The organism is bacterium, from assembly GCA_035380285.1.
In the GTDB taxonomy this organism is placed as follows: domain Bacteria; phylum Auribacterota; class Erginobacteria; order Erginobacterales; family DAOSXE01; genus DAOSXE01.
Genome location: DAOSXE010000001.1, coordinates 117971 through 133022 on the forward strand (window position 1 = coordinate 117971; position 15052 = coordinate 133022).

Annotated in this window: 13 protein-coding genes; 5 read left to right on the forward strand and 8 right to left on the reverse strand. The window is 64.6% G+C overall.

Features of this window, described 5'->3' with window-relative positions; translation table 11 throughout:
* Positions 1-100 precede the first annotated feature (100 nt).
* The 5 genes from PLZ73_00525 to PLZ73_00545 all read right to left on the reverse strand — a co-directional run bounded on the left by PLZ73_00525 (position 101) and on the right by PLZ73_00545 (position 3285).
* Positions 101-1483 carry a hypothetical protein gene (locus PLZ73_00525; protein HOO76359.1) on the reverse strand — a complete coding sequence of 461 codons (1383 nt, stop codon included), beginning with the start codon at positions 1481-1483 and terminating at the stop codon, positions 101-103.
* 149 nt (positions 1484-1632) lie between these two features.
* A complete protein-coding gene (locus PLZ73_00530) occupies positions 1633-1986 on the reverse strand; it encodes a hypothetical protein (GenBank protein ID HOO76360.1) in 354 nt (117 codons plus the stop codon).
* Entirely contained in the window at positions 1983-2492 is a 510-nt protein-coding gene (locus PLZ73_00535) for a type II secretion system protein (GenBank protein HOO76361.1), read from the reverse strand. The genes PLZ73_00530 and PLZ73_00535 overlap by 4 nt, the downstream gene beginning before the upstream one ends.
* Positions 2489-2878, reverse strand: a complete 390-nt coding sequence (locus PLZ73_00540; protein HOO76362.1) for a prepilin-type N-terminal cleavage/methylation domain-containing protein — start codon at positions 2876-2878, stop codon at positions 2489-2491. Before PLZ73_00540 ends, PLZ73_00535 begins: the two co-directional genes overlap by 4 nt.
* Positions 2875-3285, reverse strand: coding sequence for a prepilin-type N-terminal cleavage/methylation domain-containing protein (locus tag PLZ73_00545; GenBank protein ID HOO76363.1), 411 nt, complete (start codon positions 3283-3285; stop codon positions 2875-2877). The genes PLZ73_00540 and PLZ73_00545 overlap by 4 nt, the downstream gene beginning before the upstream one ends.
* 100 nt (positions 3286-3385) lie before the next feature.
* Here PLZ73_00545 and PLZ73_00550 point away from each other — a divergent pair, with 100 nt between their 5' ends.
* Positions 3386-5746, forward strand: a complete 2361-nt coding sequence (locus PLZ73_00550; GenBank protein HOO76364.1) for a hypothetical protein — start codon at positions 3386-3388, stop codon at positions 5744-5746.
* A 38-nt stretch (positions 5747-5784) separates the two neighbouring features.
* Here the strand turns inward: PLZ73_00550 and PLZ73_00555 are convergent, their stop codons facing one another.
* Genes PLZ73_00555 through PLZ73_00565 form a run of 3 tightly spaced genes read right to left on the reverse strand, consistent with a single transcriptional unit; the run spans position 5785 to position 10969 of the window.
* Positions 5785-6762: a lysylphosphatidylglycerol synthase transmembrane domain-containing protein gene (locus PLZ73_00555; protein HOO76365.1), complete on the reverse strand. Its 978-nt coding sequence runs from the start codon at positions 6760-6762 to the stop codon at positions 5785-5787.
* Positions 6759-8696, reverse strand: a complete 1938-nt coding sequence (locus PLZ73_00560; protein HOO76366.1) for a hypothetical protein — start codon at positions 8694-8696, stop codon at positions 6759-6761. The genes PLZ73_00555 and PLZ73_00560 overlap by 4 nt, the downstream gene beginning before the upstream one ends.
* An 8-nt stretch (positions 8697-8704) precedes the next feature.
* The gene (locus PLZ73_00565) at positions 8705-10969 is read right to left on the reverse strand and encodes a hypothetical protein (GenBank protein ID HOO76367.1); all 2265 of its coding nucleotides are present in this window, start codon (positions 10967-10969) and stop codon (positions 8705-8707) included.
* A gap of 265 nt (positions 10970-11234) precedes the next feature.
* Here PLZ73_00565 and PLZ73_00570 point away from each other — a divergent pair, with 265 nt between their 5' ends.
* The 4 genes from PLZ73_00570 (at position 11235) to PLZ73_00585 (ending at position 15052) form a co-directional block, all read left to right on the forward strand.
* Positions 11235-12755 carry a radical SAM protein gene (locus tag PLZ73_00570; GenBank protein ID HOO76368.1) on the forward strand — a complete coding sequence of 507 codons (1521 nt, stop codon included), beginning with the start codon at positions 11235-11237 and terminating at the stop codon, positions 12753-12755.
* Positions 12745-13959, forward strand: coding sequence for a glycosyltransferase family 4 protein (locus PLZ73_00575; GenBank protein HOO76369.1), 1215 nt, complete (start codon positions 12745-12747; stop codon positions 13957-13959). The genes PLZ73_00570 and PLZ73_00575 overlap by 11 nt, the downstream gene beginning before the upstream one ends.
* A 34-nt stretch (positions 13960-13993) precedes the next feature.
* On the forward strand, positions 13994-14725 hold the full coding sequence (locus PLZ73_00580; GenBank protein HOO76370.1) for an FAD-dependent oxidoreductase: 732 nt from the start codon (positions 13994-13996) through the stop codon (positions 14723-14725).
* Positions 14726-14914: 189 nt separating this feature from the next.
* On the forward strand, positions 14915-15052 hold the full coding sequence (locus PLZ73_00585; GenBank protein ID HOO76371.1) for a rubredoxin: 138 nt from the start codon (positions 14915-14917) through the stop codon (positions 15050-15052).

Genomic DNA, 15052 nt, shown 5'->3' on the forward strand with positions numbered 1-15052 from the left:
GACCCTTACCGTAATGCTACCCGATCGGATTGCGGGTGTCAACTAATTCTTTACGGTCCCCCGGGGTCGTCTCCGGCCTGGCCGCGAAACGCCGCCGCCGTTATTCGTTCACGATCTCCTTCCAGTTCTCCCGCTGGGCGGGGTTCGCCGGATCGTCGCCCGGGCCCGGCGCGGATCCGCCGTATTCGCCGCCGATACCGCCGTTGGGGCCGACATAATCCATGGGATACCCGACGGAGCGGCCGCCTTCCATGGTCACCGTCTTTCCGATCACCCCGGCGTAGAGCCAGCCGTCCCCGGAAATATGGACGTCGGCCAGCGGGGCGTAGAAGCGTCCGGCGCTGCCGTCGGCGCTGTTGGCGAAATCGAGGGTATCGCCCAGGGTGACCAGGTCGAAGCGGTAGGACTCCCCGCCCACCGCGATTTCCCCTCCGGAGTTGATGTCGGCTTCCCCGGTGATGATGAAGTTGTTCTTGACCGCCATCGTGCACTGCCCGGCGTCGATGAAGATCAGATCGCAGCCGTTGCCCTGGGTATATTGGCCGTCGACGTAGAAATCGGCGGGGTTGACGAAGTAGATAGGTTCGTTGGCCCCGGACTGGAAGTTATTGAAGCGATAGTGGCTTCCGGTGAAATAAACCGACTTCCAGGTGCCGACGAAGTTGTGTTGATCGTCGATATAGTAGTCGTCGTACCAGGCCTGCCCTTCGCTGGCGGGGACCAGGACCCCCTTGTCCATCTTCATGATGGTGGGATCGTCCTTCTCCGTATAGGGAATGGTGGTTTCCGGAGCGCCCCGCTGCGCGGCGAAACCGCCGTGGGCGACGAAGTAATCGTAATCCGCTGCCGAGGTGGTTCCGTCCCCGTTCATGTCCCACTGCGGGTAGAAGGGGGCGATCACGGGATAACCCGGGTCCTTGGGCCAGCAGGGCGTTCCGGAACTGTAGGACTGCCGGTCCGGGTTCTGCTTGGTGCCGTCCCACCCGCTCAAGGGGGTGGCGACCCGGGCCCCGCTGTACTGGAAATCGTCGCCGGCCTCTCCGGTAAGCCCGGTCGGAAGCTTGGACCCCACCGAACAGGACCAGCCGGCATCGATAACCTCGCTGTCGAAGGGATAGCCCATGGAGGCATCCCGCACCGCTTGCGTGGTCCTGATCATCCCGGTCACCCGGACCGAACCGTCCAGGTAGATCCGGTCGTTGCTCCCGGCGTGGCCCGGCCCCATCAGCGCGATGTCGGAGGGGGGAATGGGGTAGACGGAAGGGTCGAACGAGCAAAGATCGCCGTCACCCGTAAACTGAAAGCTCTCGGTTCCCCAGACCCCGATGCCGGGGGGGAAGAACCGGCCGCTCCCCTGCGGCTCTTCTCCCTGGCTCCCCAGGTTGACCACTTCCCGAAGCCCCCGCGAGGAGGTGTCTCCCCGGGCGGAGAACGCTCCCGCCGCCAGCAGGCATGCACCCGCGATCGCAATTGCCGTCTTCATTGCCGCCCCCATGAATAAGGTTTACCGTCGTGTCTCCACGATATTTTTCAGGCCCTTCCACCCATTTAAATTATACCCTGACAAATGAAGTTTGTCAAACTCCGCCAAAGAGATACAGCGTCTCGACGCCCGGCCGCCGGGCCGCCCGCTCAGTTAGAGACCGAGGCGCTGGCGGTAAAGGTGACGAAGGTGGCCCCGCTCTCCCAGTGGATGGAGAGATTGATTGTACCGTCGCCGAGGGGCTCGTCGATAAAGAGATCGGTGTCGGGGGCCCACCCGGGGGTTTCCCCTTCCTGGTCGACGATGTATTTTTTCCCGATTTCCAAGGCCCCCTCGGAGAGATAGAAGGCCTTGAGGGAATTGAAGGGAAGGGAGGACGTCTGCTGGTGGGCGGTCATGGACGCCACCAGGCCGTAGGCGACGACGGCCAGGATGACGATGATGATGACCAGCCCGACCAGGGCCATTCCCTGCTGGTCCCGGATATGTGCGGCCGTTTTCATTCTCCGTCGGGAATCCGCGGCTGGATGGACGTCCGCAGCGGGATATCCGTCCGATCGCTGGTCAGGGTGAAATCGATGGTCACCACGCCGTTTGCGTCCTGGCTGACGGCAAAGGATCCGGGTTCGACATGATCGACCAGGGTAAACGTCCCCAGGTCGGTGGTGCGCCGGATCTCCGATCCCGATTGGCTGAAGACCACGGTCTCGCTGGCGTCCATGGGAGTGACGTGGTCCGACTCCTTGGTGAAACTGACCGACCCGGTGCCGATGCTGACGTCGCCCGGGCTGGTTTCCCGGATCTCCCGGGCCATCTTCTCCAGGGCGGTTCTTCCTTCCTGGAACAGGTTGAGGTAATCCCGAGTGGCGATCAGGTAGATATCGACCCCCGAGAGCATCCCGTGAAAAACGCTGACGGCCAGGATCCCGAGCAGGACGATGACCAGGGTCATCTCCACCAGGGAGTACCCTTCCATCCGGGCTCCCGCGTGTCTGCCGCGGCCGTTCATTCTTCCCAGTCCGTTTTCACGGTGACCAACTCGAAGTCGTAGCCTCCCCCGGTGACGGTCACCGTCACCAGTTTCGCTCCTTCGGTGACCGGTCCGAAGGTGACGTTGGGGTCGATGGTGCAGGAACTGGAGTAGCCCGGGAAGCCCCCGATGGGGGAGTCGGCCCAGGCGGAGATGGAGTGGAAGTTGTAGGCGACGATTTTCTTCTCCATCTCGTGCTGGGCGAGAAAGGCCATCGTCCCCAGAATGACGGGACGGTCCATCCCGCGGGTGGCTTCCACGAAAGGGAGAATGACGGCGGGAATGATGATCGCCGCCACCATGATGACGATGGCGATTTCGATCAGGGAAAACCCCTCCGTTCTGGTTCTGCCGGCGCCGTTCACGATCCGCCTACCGTCACTTTTCCGGTCAGGGGTTCCACGGTCAGATCGGTGCTCCCGCCCCCGTTCACGAAGGTCAGGGTCTGGGCGGAGGAAAAATTCGGTTCCCCCAGACCGTTGAAGGTGATGCTGTAGCTGCCCCCGGCCGTGGCCCCGCTGGGGAGCACCCGCAGGGGAGGGAGGAGCCCCTGGGCGCTGTATTCGCTCCAGCCCGACGTGAAAACGATGGCGCTGGGAGCTCCGGTGAAAATGGCGTTGGCCTGAACCGCCCGGATATCGGTGGCCGCCACTTCGGCCGCCACCCTGGCCCCCAGAGAGTCGGTATCGATCATCTTGGGGATGACCGCCGAGGCCACGATGGCCAGGACCAGAAGCACAATGATAATTTCCAGCACCGTGAAGCCCTTCATGGTCTCCTCCAATTAGAATATAGCCCGCGGAAGCCGTCCCTGCAAGCGCGCGCCGGCTTGCGCCGGCCGGGGAAGAAGCTTATATTTATAAATAAGAGCGATGAAAAAACTCTTGGTTTCGGCATGGCTGCTGGGGGTGTTTTCCTCGGCCGAGGCGGCATTTACGGACAACCAGTCCGCCGCCCTGGAACTGGGCCAGGAAAGCATGCTGCTTAATCTGCCCAACCAGCAGCCCTGGACGGTAGAGGACCCCGTTCCCACGGCTTCCACGCTGCTGTGGCCCGGGGGGCTGATCGTAGCCGAATCCAAGCTTCTGGTCGCGGACTACCTCAACAACCGGGTCGTGATCTACGACCCCCTCCCCGTGGAAAACGGCGAAGACGCCGCCGTGGTCATCGGCCAGCCGGACATGTTTCACGGAGAACTGAACCAGGATCCCACGGGTATGGACCCCAACGTCCCCTACGCCTATACCGATTGGCGGGCGGACGACGTTTTTTACGCGGAGGGCCGGCTCCTCGTCGCCGACGCCTTCAACAACCGGGTTATGGTCTTCGACGAGGTCCCGGCCTGGAACAACGCCAGCTGCCAGTACGTCATCGGGCAGCCGGACGCGGAAGGATACCTGGTCGCCAACCAGGGGCTGGTGGGGGGGTACGCGGAAGCGTACACGCTCTACGAACCCCGCCGCGTCTGCGTCGACGGAGGAAAGGTCTTCGTCGCCGACCGCTTCAACCACCGGGTCCTGATCTACGACTCCATCCCGGACTGGAACAACCACTCCGCTTCGGTGGTCGTCGGCCAACCCGATTTCATCGAGAACAAGATCAACCAGGATTATCCCTGCATGGAAGGAGGAACCGGCTGCCCCGCCCAGAACACCCTCCAGGAACCGTGCGGGGTCTACGCCCGCGACGGGCGGCTCTTCGTCAGCGATACCTACAACCATCGGGTGCTGATATACAACAGCATCCCCGCCTGGAACAACGCCACCGCCGACGTGGTGATCGGGCAGGCCGATTTCTTTTCGGGCGATCCGAACCGGGGACTGGGAGCAGCCTACGCCGACACCCTGGACGAACCCTTCGGCTCGGTTTTCTACGACGGGACCCGGCTCTTCGTTCCCGACAGCGGCAACAACCGGGTGCTGATCTACAACAGCCTGCCTACGGAGAACGGGCAGTCCGCCGACGTCGTTCTGGGGCAGCCCACCATGCGGGACAACTTCGTCAATCAGTTTCCCCCGGGGCCATCGCCGCCGCCCACGCCCTCGGGGACCGTCGCCCCCACCACCATCCCCACGCCGCCGCCGCCGCCCACTTCCCGCACCATGTATTGGCCGGACGGGGTTTTTTACCAAGACGGCCGGCTATACGTTTCCGACACCCACAACAACCGGGTGCTGATATTTCTCGAATTCACGCCCACCCCGACGCCGTCCCCCGTTCCCAGCGCCACCCCCACCGCATCGCCGTCTCCCGGCCGCACGCCTTCCCCTTCCGCTTCCCCCACGCCGTCTCCCCGCCGCAGCCCGACTCCGACGCCTTCTCCGTCTCCGCCGCCGTCTCCCAGTCCCGCCCCGAGCTCCTCTCCGACCCCATCCGCGACGCCCACCCCGACGCCGTCCCCCGTTCCCAGCGCCACCCCCACCCCGACGCCGAGCCCCAGCCCGTCGCCCACTCCCAGCGGAACGCCGCCTGCCCACGCCGGCGCGGTCACGGGCGATTACAACGGCGACGGCACCTCCGATATCGCCGTATTCCGTCCGGGAAGCGGACTCTGGCTGATCCGCAACGTTACCCGCGTCTATTTCGGGACCTCCACCGATCTGCCGGTTCCGCGGGACTACAACGGCGACGGCACCTGGGATCCGGGAGTTTTTCGGCCCAGCAGCGGAAAATGGATGGTTCGGGGGGCAACGACCGTATACTTCGGATCGTCGGCGGATACGGTGGTCCCGGCCGATTACAACGGCAACGGCACCGCGGCTCCCGCTCTTTTCCGGGGCGCCAGCGGGAAATGGCTGGTGTGGGGCGTCCCTGCCGTTTACTTCGGGGGCGCCGCCGATATCCCCGTCCCCGCCGACTACGACGGCAACGGGTCGGTCGATATCGCGGTTTTCCGGCCCGAGGCGGGAAAATGGATGGTTCGAGGGGGTTTGACGGCCTATTTCGGGGCGGCGTCCGACACGGTGCTCCCGGCCGACTATGACGGAGACGGGTCGGCCGACATTGCGGTTTTCCGGCCCGCCAACGGGAAGTGGATGGTCCGCGACGGTTTATCGGCCTACTTCGGATCTTCCTCCGACGATCCCGTTGCCGCCGACTACAACGGCGACGGCGCGACGGATATCGCCGTATTCCGCGCCGCCAGCGGCAAATGGATGGTCCGCAGCGGGATTACCGCCTATTACGGCGGCGCCAACGACCAGCCGGTCACCAACCCCTGGCCTCGGCAGTAGTCCGGCCGGCCGCGGCCGAAGTCCCCAAGTCCCCGGTTTCAGGTTGCGGGCGGCGAGGTTCTTGAGGGGCTTCTCCGGATCAAGCCGTCCAAAAAGGATCGGGTCCAGCCGAAGCCGAGCAGGGCGGGGAAGACATACTCGGCCAGCGAGAAAAGCAGAGCCGTTCCCACTATCCCCGCCTCGGGCACCGCGCAGAAAAGGGGAACCAGGCCCGCCAGGGAGTTTTCCCGCAGACCGATACCGAGAACCGTGATGGGGATGGTCGAAATGAGGATGGAAAAAGGGAGGGCGACGAGGAACACCGGCGCCGGAAACCGAATTCCCAGGGCTTTCCCGGCCAGGAAAAAACCCAGAAGCTTTCCCGCTTGAATAGCGAGGGAAAAAAGAAATATGCGCAGCATCGGCCCCGGTCCCAGGGCGCCGGGGATGCTCAAGACCGCCCGGATCAGATCCCGGCACCTGCCCGGTCTCATCTTCTCCACCCGCTCCCGCACCTGTCGCCGGGCGCGGGGACGGCTGAGGAGCGCCAGCCCCGCCGCGCCCAGGAACAGGGCGCAACCCAGGAAAAGGACCGCTCCGTCCAGCCCGGCGCCGAAGACGATCCCACCCGCGACCACCATCATCCCGAAAACGGCCAGGTTGCTTCCCAGCTCGAGCGCGACCGACGCGGTCCCGCGCAGGGCCGAGAACCCGTGCCTCCGCTTCAGATAAAGGACCCGGGAAGCTTCGCCGGAACGGAAGGGGAGCAGGCTCTTGATGGGGGAGGATCCCATTTTGACGGCGAACGCTTCGCCGAAACCGATGTCCGCTCCCAGGCGGTCGAGTATGTACGCCCAGCGCCAGGACGCAAGACAACAGTTGGTGAGAAAGGAGAGCGCGACGGCTCCCGCCACCGGCCCCGGCGCGCTCTCCGCCAGCCGTTCCGATACCGCCGAAAGATCGACTTTCCGGAACAGGAGCCAGAGCAACCCGGCCGTGAGGAGCAGGGAGGCAACAAAGCGCAGCGTTTTTTTCACCGTCCGGTCGCTCTCCTCCGCCGAACCATTCCGATCGCCCCGGCCGCGGCCGTTATCAGTGCCACCGCGGCTCCGGCCAGGAAGGGCCGCGGCAGGAAGAATAAACGGATGTTTCCCGATTGTCCAGGGAGCCGTCGGGCCGCGAGGAGGCCGTTACGGGAATACACTTCCGCGTCCGGGCTGATCCATCCCGGATACCAGTTCTGATTGACGACCGCTTCTTCTCCGGTTCCGGGGTCGACGACGATGCGACCGCCCCCGGAATCCAGTATTTTCAGCCGGCCCCCTCCGGGTGACCAGGCTTCCCCCCGGTACTCGGGGTTGGGGAAGAACGCCCGGGGTTCGCGGAAAAAGACCGGCGGCCTGATTTTTCCCTCGATCCGCCCCAGGCGCAGGAACAGCCGCGGCTGGGCCGATTCGGGCAGGTACAGCCAGCCGTACCAGTTGATGACTCCGTATCCGGCCCGGATCAGATCGAACAAGTCCGGTTCGTACCGGTTGACGAGGGCGGGCACCAGCCGAGGGCCGTCCCCGCCCATGAGAAACAGTCGCCGCAGGGAAACGTATTCCCGCGAGAGAGTTCCGGGCCGGTAGATGGGAATCGACCCGGGGTCTTCGCCCGGGGAGCCGGGGACGGCTTCCCAGTAGGTCAGAACCTGAGTGAAGGGCGTTTCCCGCAAAGCGGCTTCTTTCTCCGAATCGAATCCGGCTTCCGCGTAAGGAAGCGACGCCGCGAAGGTCCAGCCCAGCACCGCGACGAGAACGACGGGAGTAAGCCGACCGCCTTTGGGGAAGAGGCCCCGCAGCCCGAGGCCCGCGCTCAGCGCGAGAATGAATTGAAGAAAAACCGCGAAGTATTTGTTGGGAAAATGCATGGAGGAGAAAACGGGGGCGTGCCAGAGCAGTCGATAGAGGTCGAGCGGCGCTCCGGCTCCCATGGTCAGGAGAGCGAAGATCGCCAGCAGCACCGGCAGCTGCCAGTACCTCCGGCGGTTTTTCCAAAGGCCCACCGCGGCTAAAAAGAGGGCAGGAGGACCGAGGTAAACGGTCGAATCGCCCAGGGGCTCGTCCCGACCCAGGCCGGCGGCCTCTTGTTCCGGAGGAGCGGGACCCTGAAGAAAAGGCCCCGCGTCCAGAAGCGAGCGGGCCAGGCCCGGCAGGTCCAGCGATCCCCGGGAAGCTTCCCGATAGTCGGAAAAGGACCGGGGAGCGCGCGCGATCAATTCCGCCATGGGCAGCAGTCTGAAGGCGCTGAGCAGGGCGGCGGCCAGGGCGATTCCGCACAGGCGCCCCAGGCCGATCCGGGGAAATTCCCGGGAACCGGTCCCGAGGAGCGCCCAGATTCCGAGGAAGAGCCCCATGGCCCCCACCCAAAGGCCGGTGGCGCCGGCCAGCAGCCAGACCAGAACCAAGGCCGCCCCCAACCGGGCTTTCCCGGACGTCGCGGCCCGGACGAGCAGGAACAGCAGCCAGGGCAGAAAGGAATAGAAACCGATATAGAGGTTGCCGGTGGCGAAATGGAACGGGAAGTAGGTCCCGAAGGCGAAAAGAACCCCGGCCAGGAAAGCGGCTTCGGGGTCGAGGCCGAAACCGCGCCGTACCAACAGGTACATGCCTCCCGCTGCCGCCCAGTAGAAAATCAAGATCCTGATCTTCAGAGCCAACCAGATATCGAGGAAGAGAGAGAGGGCGAAAAAGGGGTCGAGGCAGTCGTTTTCGGGGTGGGCGAAGATCGGGTACCCGCCGCCCAGAAACGGGGTCCAGAAAGGCAACCTTCCCTCCTGGACGATGGCGCGGACCAGGAGCGAATGGACGGCTCCCACCTGATTCCAATCCGCGTCCCGGCTGCGTTTTCCCGGGGAAAGCAGCAGGGGTAGACAGAAAACCCCAGCCGCCAGGGCCAGCACGAGGGGATAACGGAGGTTTTTTCTCATGCGCGCGTTCACGGCGTTTTCGTTGCGGCCAGGCTGCGCCGGATTTCGTCGGCTTCGCGCCGCCGGCCCCGTTCCTCCAGGCGCCGGCAGAGCCCGCGGCGGGTGGCGGCATCGAAGGGGCCCGGACCCGAGTAAAAGCCCGGGAGTATCCTCCCGAGTATTTCCCGGTCGTAGGGCCGATCCCGGCGCAGGAGATAATCGATGACCGCCGCCTGATGAAGATCCCGGTTGATGCCCCCGGCCATGGCCAGGCGGTACCGGTCGAGCCCGCGCCCGCCCAGGCGGGGGGAGACGAGGATAAGAACGCCGACGAGGGCCGCCAGCAGCCCCGCCGTTTTCGCTTTCGCTCTCCGCAGAATAATCAGGACGGGGATGGGGATGAAATACAGAGCGGGAGCGAGGTAGCTCAACCGGAAACCGGCGAAACCGGGAGAAACGAGGGAGGGGCGGGAAACGACGATCAACCCCGCGCCGGCAAGCGCGAACAGCGCCGCCGCCCGCGCCCGCCGTCCGCGGGAGCAGAACCAGAAAATCCAGGCGTATCCGGAAGCGGCGGAAAGAGTGAGCAGATAGAAGAGCGCGGCTTCTTTCTGAATGGCCGCGATCGTTCCGTCGCCGCCGAGAACGGCGCTCCAGGTTCCGAAACGGTCCCAGTAACTTCCTCCCAGCAGGGAGTTCAATTCCCGGGAAGGGATGAGGAGCGCCGATGGGACCATGACCGCCCCCGTCAGAACCAGGGCGGTGACCAGCAACCAGGCCCCGACGCGCCCGGTTTCGCGTCGCCGGTAGACGACGGCCCAGGCGAGAAAGACCAGGGCCAGGAAAGCGATCCCCCCTTTGGTCAAAACCGCCGCCGCCGCCCAGGCGAACGCGGCGGGGTAATCGCGTTTGGCCAGACCCGCCGCGACCCAGATCAGGGCCGCGCCCAGTCCCAGCCCGACGTAGGGAGTGTCTATTCGGTAGCGGATGAAATGAAGCGACAGATACAGAAAGAGCCCTCCCGCCGCGGCGACCAGGTAATCGCGCCCGCGGCCGCCCCCGGCGGCGGCCAGCGCCAGCCAGCCGGCCAGAATCAGCGTCGAAAACCCCCAGGAAAGAAGCTGGAAGGAACGGATTCCATCCACCCAGAGATCGAGTACGACCGCCTTTTGGAGGAAGGGGAAGGGGAGGTGCTCGACGGTGACGCCCCCTCCGTCGAAGAGGCTGCCGTTGTAGGAAGAGGTCCGCGGAAGCGGGGACGTCCGGAGCGAGCGGGCGAGGTCGAGTTGTTCGCGGATATCGCCGGTGTCCGCGAACAGCCACCTCGAGGCGAATACCCGGGCGAGTTCCGTCCCGGGCAGGTCGGAGGCGTTGAGAACCTCGACCCGCGGCGGCCGCGGGAAAAGTCTTCCCCGGCCGTCCCGGAACGAGAAAAGAATCTGGTTTTCGCCGGGTAGAAACCGGGGCCGGGCGAGGACGGCAGCTTTTCCCGGAGGAAAATTACGCGGCTCCGTCCCCTGGGAGTACGGCGGGGGGAAATAGCGGAAGTACGATTCCCGGCCGTTGACCGAGATCTCGAGCAGCATCTCCTCCTGCGCCGAGAAGAAGAAGAAGATAACGCTTCTACAGGTCCGGTCGCCCCGGTTTTCCACCCGAAGGGAGGCCAGATGTCCGGCCGGAGCCAGAAAGGGCTTGCCCGCATCCCGCCAGCCCTCTCCCGGGACGATCAGGGGAGGGGGACAGTCGGAGCCGCTTCTGGTTTTGGCGGCGTCGTTCAACGCCGTCCGAAACTCGTTGGGCCAGAGGGCGTTTTCCCCGATCAGAAACGGTTTCCAGGTCAATACGGCGGAGGCCAGAAGCACGCCCGCTCCCGCGGCCAGAGGCCCCAGGGATTTCCCGAGGAACCGTCCGGAGCCGGTCCGGGTCCTCCCGGGCAGCAAGGTCGGCGCCATGACGAGGGCGATCCAACCCAGCTTTCCCGGAGGGAGTCCGATCAGTTTGAGGCCGGTGCCGGCCGCCGCCAGCCAGATCCAGGAAAATCCCGCGGCCGCGCCCAACCAGGCGAGGGCGCCCCGCCGCCGCCCCGAGAAAACCCGCAGCAGCCCGTTTCCCGGCAGGAGAAAGAGAGGAGGGAGGAGACAGACCCCCGCCGCGAGAAAGGCCGCCTGCCGGACCGCGTCATCGAGAAAGTGGATTTTCGTGAGCCCGGCCGCTCCCTGGGAGAGAAGCAGCAAACCCAGCAGTGCCAGGTCGATGCGCGTCGAAGGGTTATCGAACCCGGTTTTCATCGGCATTGGTGGAATACAAGGGGGCGCCGGGGATGAATATCCGCCGCCGTCATCGAGGTTCCATTGCGGTGCGCTTTCCGGCGAACCGTTTTCCCAACCGCATTGCCCCGGAGTGGGGCGTCGGAGTATACTCGCAGAAATCGATCCGTTCCCGTGGGCGACGCCTGAAAACCATCATGATAAAACCATTTTACAGTTTCCACCTCGGGCTTGGGAACGGGGATTTATTCCCGGTTCGTCTCCGCCGCGCCTTCCGGAAACGCGAGCCGGAATGAGAATGCTGTTCGCCAACCCTCCCTCGCGAACCGACGGGGGGAGCGGGCTGGAAAAAGTCCACGTCAGAACGGGCAGCCGTTGGCCATTCTCCTATCTGTCTCCGGCGGGGGCGCCGTTTCTTTATTACGCTCCTTTCCCGTTTTTTCTGGCGACCGCCGCCTCCGTACTCCGGGAACGGGGGCATGAGGTTTCGGGGGTCGATTGCCTGGTGACCGGATGGGGGAGGGACCGTTTCCTGGAGTTCGCCCGGGCTTCCGGGGCCGGGGCCGTGGTCCTGGAGACCTCTCCCGCCACCGAAGTCATGGACATGGAAAACATCCGCCCGCTGGCCGAGCAAGGCTGGACCGTGATCGTGGCCGGTCCCCATGCCACGGCCCGCGCCCGGGAACTGCTGGCCGCGCACCCATGGGTCCGGTTCGTCCTGCGGGGGGAATACGAGTATTCCCTGGCCGATGTGGCGGAGGCGCTGGAGAAGGGGATCGATCCGAGAAACGCCCGGATCCCCGGGCTGGTCGTCCGCGATGGGGAGGGGCTCCACGAGGTGCCCGGCTTGGGAGCGGTCACGGACCCGGATCGCTTGCCGTTCCCGGCCCGCGACCTTTTTCCGGGGGGCGGCTTTTCTCACTCCGGCTATCGCGACAATATCGCTCCCGAAAAGTTTTGTCTCCAGCTTCATTCCGGCCGCGGGTGCCCGCGCGGTTGTTCGTTCTGTCTCTGGAATCAGGTGCTCTTTCCGGGGCGCGGTTATCGGCCTTTCGCTCCCGCCCGGGTGGCGGATGAAATCGAGTTTTTTATTCAGTCCTTTCGTCCCCACTCTTTTTATTTCGACGACGACAGCTTCACCGCCGACCCCGCCCACGCCCGGGCAATCTGTGGTTGTCTTCGGGACCGCGGGCTGCGGGTCACCTGGTACTGCATGGCCGATTTGGAAGGCTTAAGCCCCGATCTCCTCAGGGAAATGGCCGCAGCCGGCTGCCGGGGCGTCAAATTCGGCGTGGAAGGGGCCTGGGATCGGGTTCTTGTGCCCGAGGGCAAAAAATCGATGGGGGCCCGAGCCCGCGAAATAGCCGCGGCCGCCGCGGCGGTCGGCATCAGGACCCATGCCACCTTCTGTGTGGGTTTCCCGGAAGAAACGCCGGAATCGCTCGCGGCGACCCGTTCCCTGATCCTTTCCCTGAAAACCGATTCCATCCAGTGCAGTCTCTGCATCCCCTATCCGGGAACTTCTCTTTATCGGCGTTTGGAGCGGGAAGGGAGGCTGCTAACCCGGGAGATGGGGGCTTACGACGGCAGCCGTCCCTTGATCGCGAATCCCCGGCTGGGGAACGACGAGTTGAGGCGGTTCCGCGCCCGGATCGCCCGGGAATGGGTGCGCCGCCGCGTCCGCTCGCCGGCCTGGTTGAAGCGTCAGGCCGGCTATTTCCGGAGCCTGGCGGCGACCCGGGGCCTACGGGGCGCGGCGGCCTGGATACAAGGGGTCAAAACGGCGGAACGGGGGGTGCGGGATGGAGTATGAACGGCCCCGCCGGGTTCTTTTCCTCAACCACAATGTGGTGGAAGAGGGAACGTTTCTCCGTTGCCAGGGTCTGGCCCGGGGTCTGGCCGCCCAGGGCGTGGAAGTCGCGATATCATGCACCGATTCCCGGAAAGGGCTCGGCCCGGTGCGGGAAAGGGCGGACGCGCCGGGGGTCCGGGTGAGGCTGTTGCCGGAAATCGCCGATACCCCTTCGTACCTAGGTTGCGCCTGGAGGACCTTACTCAATCTCCGGGAACTTCGGGGCAGGTTCGATGTGGTTCACGCTTTCGCCGTCGCCATCCCCTCCACCGGGATTCCGGCCCTGGCTTCGCGGTTGCTTCCGGGCAGCGGGCTGTTTGTCGATTGGGACGATCGGTGGGGGGACGGACTGGGGAAACATCTGCCCGGCCCCGCGCATCGGTTGGTCCGGTTTCTGGAAAAAGAGGTTTTGCGCCGCGGCCGGCCCCGGGGAGTGACGGTCGTCAGTCCGGCACTTCAGGAAGCGGCGGCGGCGGCGGGGATACCGCCCGGCCGGATCCGGATCATCCCCAACGGGAGCCCGTGCCGGGAACGGTCGACGGTGAAAACCGCCGCCGCGCGCCGGGAACTGGACGTATGGGAAGAGGGAGAAGTCCTGGTTTCCATGGGCAGGATGTTCGACGAAAGCCTGGACTTGCTGTTGAACGCGTTCGCCTTGATTCTGAAAAAACGACCCCGCTCCCGTCTCTTCGTGGTCGGCGACCTCTGCCGGTACGGCGGGTTGGGACGTTTGACGGCCGCGATCAAAGCCCGTCATTCCTCGTTGGGGGACCGGGTGGTTTTCACCGGCGGGTGCCGGGGGCGCACCCTGGACGCATGGCTGGCGGCGGCCGATGTTCTTGTCCTACCGCTTATGGATACGGATTCCGACCGGTCCCGCTTCCCGATGCGGTTCGGAGACTATCTGGCCAGCGGCCGCCCTCTGGCCGTTTCCGCTGTCGGCGAAATCGGCCGGTTGACCCGAGAACACGCGTGCGGCGAGACCGCCGCGCCCGGCGATCCCGAAGCGTTGGCCTCGGCGGTGGAAAGGCTGCTGATCGATCCCCGGCGGGGCGAACGGATGGGAGAACGAGCCCGGGCGTTGGTTGCGGAAGAACTGGATTGGACGAACATCGCCGGGCGCCTCCTCGAATTTTACCGGGAACAGGCTTGTCTCCGGAGTTAGAGCGGGATACAGTTCATTCCGAGGGGGGCCGACCATGCCGGAGCCCATAGAGTTCGACAGCCTTCTGTTGGAGACGGTGAAGCGGACCGAAGACATCTGGAGTTTTCGGTTCCTGAGGCCGCCCGAGGCGGAATTCCGCCCCGGCCAGTTTTTCCAATTGCTGCTTCCTACCGACGGGGGGTGGTCGGCCCATTACCTCTCCTTCTCCAGCAGCCCCCGGGAAAACGCCTTTCTGGAATGCACCAAGCGGCTGAGCGGAAGCGATTATTCCCGTCTTCTGCGGGGACTGCGGCCCGGAGACGAGGTCAGGATCCGAATGCCGATGGGGAAGTTCATCTACGAAGGGAGCCCCGAGCGGGTGGTGTTCATCGCCGGGGGGATCGGGATCACCCCCTTCCGCTCGATCATCGCCACCCTGGCCGCCGGGCGGGTCCCCTGCCGCCCCACGCTCCTCTACTGCGCCCGTTCCGGGAACGACCTGATATTCACCGAAGATTTCGCCGCTTTTTCCCGGCGCCTTCCGGGGTTGGACACGGTTTATTTCGCGGAAACCGGAGACTTTCCTTCCGGGGGCCGGGGGCGACGGGGGAGGTTGACGCCGGAGTCGGTCGGAGAGGAGATACCGGATTATCTCCGGGTTCCTTTTTACCTGTGCGGCCCTCCGGCCATGGTCGAAGCGGTGGAAAACGCCTTGGCGACGGAACTCTCCGTGGATAAAAGCGCGATCATCAAGGAAAGTTTGGCCGGCTACGGGGGCCGGGAATGATCCGCTCCGGCCGGGGATACGGGGTCTCCGGTCGATTTTCTCGGTTCGCCCCGGCATGGATTATGTTTTTTCAGGCCGCCGTGAAGGTTTCCGTTTCTTCGATCCTGGTTTGGCTTCCCCTTCGTCACCTGATATAGTTAGCTCAAAGGAGGGGACGGAGTTCCTCTCCCAACGAACAGGAGGTACGGAATGGATAAGTGGGTTTGCCTGGTTTGCGGTTATATCTACGACCCGGCGGAAAACGGGGGGGTCGCTTTCGAGGATCTCCCGGATGATTGGGTCTGCCCCCTCTGCGGAGCCGGGAAAGACCAGTTCGAAAAAGCCTGA

What these genes read in the sequence shown, in the direction of transcription:
- PLZ73_00525 (HOO76359.1), bottom strand. Translation starts at nt 1,483, where the DNA reads ATGAAGACGGCAATTGCGATCGCGGGTGCATGCCTGCTGGCGGCGGGA.
- PLZ73_00530 (HOO76360.1), bottom strand. Translation starts at nt 1,986, where the DNA reads ATGAAAACGGCCGCACATATCCGGGACCAGCAGGGAATGGCCCTGGTC.
- PLZ73_00535 (HOO76361.1), bottom strand. Translation starts at nt 2,492, where the DNA reads ATGAACGGCCGCGGCAGACACGCGGGAGCCCGGATGGAAGGGTACTCC.
- PLZ73_00545 (HOO76363.1), bottom strand. Translation starts at nt 3,285, where the DNA reads ATGAAGGGCTTCACGGTGCTGGAAATTATCATTGTGCTTCTGGTCCTG.
- PLZ73_00550 (HOO76364.1), top strand. Translation starts at nt 3,386, where the DNA reads ATGAAAAAACTCTTGGTTTCGGCATGGCTGCTGGGGGTGTTTTCCTCG.
- PLZ73_00560 (HOO76366.1), bottom strand. Translation starts at nt 8,696, where the DNA reads ATGAGAAAAAACCTCCGTTATCCCCTCGTGCTGGCCCTGGCGGCTGGG.
- PLZ73_00565 (HOO76367.1), bottom strand. Translation starts at nt 10,969, where the DNA reads ATGCCGATGAAAACCGGGTTCGATAACCCTTCGACGCGCATCGACCTG.
- PLZ73_00570 (HOO76368.1), top strand. Translation starts at nt 11,235, where the DNA reads ATGAGAATGCTGTTCGCCAACCCTCCCTCGCGAACCGACGGGGGGAGC.
- PLZ73_00575 (HOO76369.1), top strand. Translation starts at nt 12,745, where the DNA reads ATGGAGTATGAACGGCCCCGCCGGGTTCTTTTCCTCAACCACAATGTG.
- PLZ73_00580 (HOO76370.1), top strand. Translation starts at nt 13,994, where the DNA reads ATGCCGGAGCCCATAGAGTTCGACAGCCTTCTGTTGGAGACGGTGAAG.
- PLZ73_00585 (HOO76371.1), top strand. Translation starts at nt 14,915, where the DNA reads ATGGATAAGTGGGTTTGCCTGGTTTGCGGTTATATCTACGACCCGGCG.